The organism is uncultured Meiothermus sp., from assembly GCF_937863175.1.
Taxonomy (GTDB): Bacteria; Deinococcota; Deinococci; order Deinococcales; family Thermaceae; genus Meiothermus.
This window is the reverse complement of the sequence record NZ_CALMCQ010000329.1, coordinates 1-5,026: the sequence shown is the minus strand read 5'-3', so window position 1 is coordinate 5,026 and position 5,026 is coordinate 1. Positions and strand designations below refer to the sequence as shown.

Genomic DNA, 5,026 nt, shown 5'->3' with positions numbered 1-5,026 from the left:
ATTTAAATTCCTACTTCTTTTTTAAAAATTTAAGAATTAGTAATAGTAGTAATAGGGCCTGTGGATATGTGGATAAGGGCGCTTAAACCCGCATCGGTATCGAATTGAGCCTGTGGATAAAGGGTGTGGAAAATTGTGGATAAGTTGTGGATAAGTTGTGGATGAGACCGGAGCTTATCCACAGGTACGTCATGAACGCACTTATCCACAAGTCTATCCACAGGGTTATCCACATTTTATCCACAGGGTTATCCACAGGTTGAATTAATTTATCCACAGTTTTAAGGCTCTCAATTATGTTATTCAATTACTGGATAATACAATTCCGCACGGGGTTCTAAAGGCCCGCCGGTTGATAGGCATAAGAACCTGATTAGCTGAATTGTCCACAAAGGGGTTTGTGGGGCTAAACTGCATTTGGCAAACGGCAGGGTCGCAGGCGCAGCACCCCACTGTATGCCAGGCTTGTGGCAGTGGTAAATGGGTTGTATGTGCTCAGCGCAGTCGTTCCTTGATGCCCTTGAGGGCCTGTTGTAGGGCCGTATCGCTGGCTATGCTCTCCTGGATCTTCTGGATCGCGTAAAGCACTGTGGTGTGGTCGCGCCCGTCGAAGAACTGACCGATCTCCGGCAAGGAAGCGTGGGTCATCTCGCGGATCAGGTACATGGCCAGCTGGCGTGGAATCACCACTTCCTTGCGCCGACCCGCACCGCGAATCTCTTCCAGCTTGAGGCCGTAGTGGTCTGCCACGGCCTTGAGGATTTCCTCAGGGGTAAGATTAGCCTCGGTGGCAGCAAAAACGTCGGAAAGGGCCTTGACCGCTACAGCCTTGCTCAGTTGGACTCCGTTGAGTGAAGCATAGGCAATCACGCGCATCAAAGCCCCCTCGAGTTCGCGGATGTTGGAGGTGATCTGTTTGGCGATGTATTCTAGCACCTCCTCGGGGAGGCGCATATTGCGGTACTCGGAGTTCATTTTGAGGATGGCCACCCGGGTCTCGAGGTCGGGCGACTGGATATCGGTGATCAGACCCCATTCGAAACGGCTGCGCAGCCGTGCTTCCAGGGTGAGGATATCCTTGGGTGGGCGGTCGGATGACAGAATGATCTGTTTGCGGGCCTCGTAGAGGGCGTTGAAGGTGTGGAAAAATTCCTCCTGGGTGCGCTCCTTGCCGGCGATAAACTGGATATCATCCACCAGCAGCAAATCCACCGAACGGTAGCGGTCGCGAAACTCGGCCATGCGGTCTTCCCGGATAGCATTGATGAGTTCGTTGGTAAAGGTCTCGGTGGAGATGTATTCTATTTTTTTGTCAGGGAAACGCTGGGCTACCGAGTGCCCTACCGCGTGCATCAGGTGGGTTTTGCCCAGTCCCACCCCTCCGTAGATGAACAGAGGGTTGTAGGCGTTGCCTGGCGATTCCGCTACCGCGACCGCCGCGGCATGGGCCAGGTTGTTATTCTGACCAACCACGAAGTTTTCGAAGATGTATTTAGAGTTGAGCCGCGAGCGCAACTCCGGTGGCCTGAGCGGGGTCGAAGCCGAGAAAATATCGTACTGGACAGGCTTAATGGGCACAACCTTGAGTTCGAAGCGGGGGGTTTGGGCCCCCAGGCGGGCCAGGGCCTCCGCGAGGAGGTCAGAATAGTGATTCTCGATCCAGCCCTTGAAAAAGGTGGTGGGAACGCCTAGCTCGAGCAAGCCATTCACCACCCCCAGCGGCTGGATTTTCTCGAACCAGGTGTGGTATTCCACGTCCGTGATGCTTTGGCGCACATACTCGAGCACGTTTTGCCAGACAGTATTTTGGGTCAAGGCCAATCCTCCTGAAATCCAGACAAGTTTGTACATTCTACCCAGTTATCCACAGGTGGGAAATGCCCTGTGGATAGTTGTGTGTAGGTTGGAAAAAACCCTCCTAAAAGCTACAGAAAAGTCTTTGGGTACATATAAAGCTGGCCCTGGCGGTTTTCTTTCAGCCTGCCTCTGCTAGAATGCAGGGTCAGGAGTGGGCTGGATGAAGGTTTATGACGTAATTGTGGTGGGAGGAGGGCACACGGGTATCGAGGCCGCATGGGCTGCAGCAAGGCTGGGGGCCCAGGTGGGACTGGTCACGTCCAATCCCGAGCGCATTGGATTGATGCCCTGTAACCCAGCGGTAGGCGGGCCGGGCAAGAGCCAGCTGGTTGCAGAAATTGAGGCCCTGGGTGGCCTGATGGGTAAATTAGCCGATGCTACTGCGATTCACACCCGGTTGCTCAACCGCTCCAAGGGCCCCGCCGTACAGAGCCTGCGGGTGCAGGTGGATCGGGATGGCTATGCCCTGGAAGCCCAGCGTGTATTGCTGGCCCATCCCCAGATCGAAAGTGTTCGGGCCGAGGTGGCTGCATTGTGGTTGGAGCGGGGGGAGCTACGCGGGGTTCAGACTGTGGATGGTCGTAAGCTGCCCGCTCAGGCGGTGGTCGTGGCCAGTGGCACCTTCTTGCAGGGGGTGGTCTGGTATGGGCGGCAGTCGAGGGCGGCTGGTCGGCAAGGCGAACCACCTGCCCGGTTCCTCTCCGAGGGGTTGCGTGTGCTAGGACACAATTTGCTGCGCTTCAAAACCGGCACTCCTCCTCGTATCCAGGCTGATTCGGTGGATTATGCACGACTGGAAGTTGTGCCAGCCGATGACCCTCCCGAGACCTTCGCGGGCGTCACCGGCCCCCACGCGACGGCTCGATCCACCTGGCAAACCCGTACCACCGAGGCCACTCACCGACTCATACAGGATAATCTGCACCTTTCACCCCTGTATGGCGGGAGTATAGAAGGGGTGGGGCCGCGATACTGTCCTTCCATTGAGGATAAAGTGGTGCGCTTTGCCGACAAGGACACCCACCTGCTATTTGTTGAACCCGACGGCCTGCATACCACCGAGCTGTATTTGCAGGGCTTCAGCTCTTCCCTACCCCCCGAATTGCAGGTTCGCTTGGTGCAAACCCTTCCGGGTTTTGAGAAGGCCGTCATCCAGCGCTATGCCTATGCGGTGGAATACGATGCGGTAAACCCCCTGGAACTCACCCCCGGCCTACAATCCCGCAAGCTGGCGGGGCTGTTTACAGCAGGTCAGCTGAATGGAACCTCGGGCTACGAAGAAGCCGCGGCCCAGGGTCTGTTGGCAGGATTGAATGCAGCCCGTTATGCGATGGGCTTAGCGGAAGTGTGTTTGCCACGTGAATCCGGTTATATCGGGGTTATGGTGGACGATCTGGTGCACCGGGGGGTGGATGAACCCTACCGGATGATGACCTCGAGGGTGGAGCTGCGCCTGTTGTGCCGTTCCGACAATGCCGACGAGCGCCTGGTTCCACTGGCAGCAGCCTGGGGTTTGTGCTCGGCGGGTGACTTGAGAGCGGTACAAGCCAAATACGCTCGAGTCCAGGACGAACTTCTTCGTCTGCAAAACAGTCGGATGGAAGGGGTATCGGCATTACAGTATCTGCGTCGCCCTGAGGCCAGCTATGCCCAGATTTTGCAAGGAATTGGCCGACCAGAGGCAGTATTGAGCCCGGCTGAAGCCTATCAGGTGGAGGTGCGCGCCAAGTACGCAGGCTATATGGAGCGGCAGGCCCGGCTACGGGAAAAGCTAAAGGAACACCAGGCCTACCTCCTGCCGGAGCCGATGGACTATGGGAAAGTGCACAGCCTTTCCAAGGAGGCGGTGGATAGGCTTAGCCGGATTCGGCCCCGCTCAGTGGCCGAGGCCTCGAGGGTTCCGGGTATCCGAGATTCGGATCTGACTGCCCTGCTGATATATCTGACCAGAACCCCAGCCTGAGGTTTGTGCAGGTCGCCCGGTTCAGGCCGGCAAACGTACCCTATGTTTCACGTTTTACACCGCAGAAACACCCTGCACGGCAGGGTTTGTTAGAATGTGACCCCGTGCAGATGACCGAAGAAGGAAAACAATTGTTGCTGCGGGCATCCCGGGAGGTTGGAATCAACCTCGAGCCCTATCTCCCCCACTTCGCCTACTTCTTTGAACGCCTTACGTCCGCCAACGAATCCCTGAATCTAACTGCGATTCGGGATGAAAGGGGAGTCCTGCTCAAGCATTTTGCAGACTCCCTGACCTGTTTGACTTATGATGGGTTTGTAGACGGAATTTCAGTGATTGATGTGGGTACGGGTGCAGGGTTCCCAGGACTGCCCCTTGCCATCGTCCGCCCGAAAATCCAGTTCGACTTGCTGGACGCTACGCAAAAGAAAATTGACTTTGTGGACTCGGTGATTCAGGGGCTAGGCCTCCCTAACGCCAAAGTCCTCTGGGGCCGCTCAGAAGAGCTTTCCCACCAAATTGTAAAACGTGAAACATATGGGGCAGCAGTTGCTCGAGCCGTGGCCTCGGTGCAGGTTTTAGCCGAACTGACCTTGCCGCTGGTGAAGTTGGGGGGATTTGTACTGATCCAGAAGGGAGCGGAGGTGCAGGGGGAACTAGAGGCGGCGAAAGGCGCGCTGGAAAAGCTGGGCGGTAGCCTCAAGCGCATCATGCGTCTTGAGCTTCCGATACTTGGAGACACCCGGAACCTGGTAATTATCGAGAAAACCAGTCCCACGCCGGCACACTACCCCCGGCGGACTGGGGTTCCCGCCAAAAATCCGTTATCCTAGTGGGCAAGGTGAAACGCATTGGGATTGTGAATCAGAAGGGTGGCGTAGGGAAGACCACCACTGCGGTCAACCTCTCCGCCTACCTCGCCAAAGCCGGTCTAAAAGTACTGCTGGTAGACCTCGATCCACAGGTCAACGCCACCTCTGGTGTAGGGCAGACCTCACCAGAAGAAAGCATCTATGCTGTTTTGATGGGCTCGAGCGAGGCTCAGAACGCAGTCGTAAGCATTGCCAGTGGGTTGGACTTACTGCCCTCGAGTCCAGATCTGGTAGGGGCTTCCGCCGAGTTAATTGAAAACCCAACCCGGCTGTGCGAGGTGCTACGCCCGCTTGAGCCCGCCTACGACCTGATCCTGCTGGACGCCCCGCCCAG

The 5,026-nt window shown here is 56.4% G+C and carries 4 protein-coding genes; 3 read left to right on the top strand and 1 reads right to left on the bottom strand.

All coding sequences use genetic code 11. The features are described from left to right. Positions 1–495 precede the first annotated feature (495 nt). Positions 496–1,851, bottom strand: a complete 1,356-nt coding sequence (dnaA, locus tag Q0288_RS12455) for a chromosomal replication initiator protein DnaA (protein WP_299430886.1) — start codon at positions 1,849–1,851, stop codon at positions 496–498. Positions 1,852–2,017: 166 nt separating this feature from the next. Between dnaA and mnmG the strand changes: the two genes are divergently transcribed. The 3 genes from mnmG to Q0288_RS12440 all read left to right on the top strand — a co-directional run. Next, a complete protein-coding gene (gene mnmG / locus Q0288_RS12450; protein ID WP_299430884.1) occupies positions 2,018–3,820 on the top strand; it encodes a tRNA uridine-5-carboxymethylaminomethyl(34) synthesis enzyme MnmG in 1,803 nt (600 codons plus the stop codon). A gap of 110 nt (positions 3,821–3,930) precedes the next feature. After that, the gene (gene rsmG, locus Q0288_RS12445) at positions 3,931–4,653 is read left to right on the top strand and encodes a 16S rRNA (guanine(527)-N(7))-methyltransferase RsmG (protein ID WP_299430888.1); all 723 of its coding nucleotides are present in this window, start codon (positions 3,931–3,933) and stop codon (positions 4,651–4,653) included. A gap of 8 nt (positions 4,654–4,661) precedes the next feature. Continuing rightward, positions 4,662–5,026: AAA family ATPase (locus Q0288_RS12440; protein ID WP_299430882.1), on the top strand; the 365-nt coding region annotated here is incomplete at its 3' end.

Coding starts and splice junctions, on each gene's coding strand:
- dnaA (WP_299430886.1), bottom strand. CDS start 1,851: ATGTACAAACTTGTCTGGATTTCAGGAGGATTGGCCTTGACCCAAAAT.
- rsmG (WP_299430888.1), top strand. CDS start 3,931: ATGACCGAAGAAGGAAAACAATTGTTGCTGCGGGCATCCCGGGAGGTT.
- mnmG (WP_299430884.1), top strand. CDS start 2,018: ATGAAGGTTTATGACGTAATTGTGGTGGGAGGAGGGCACACGGGTATC.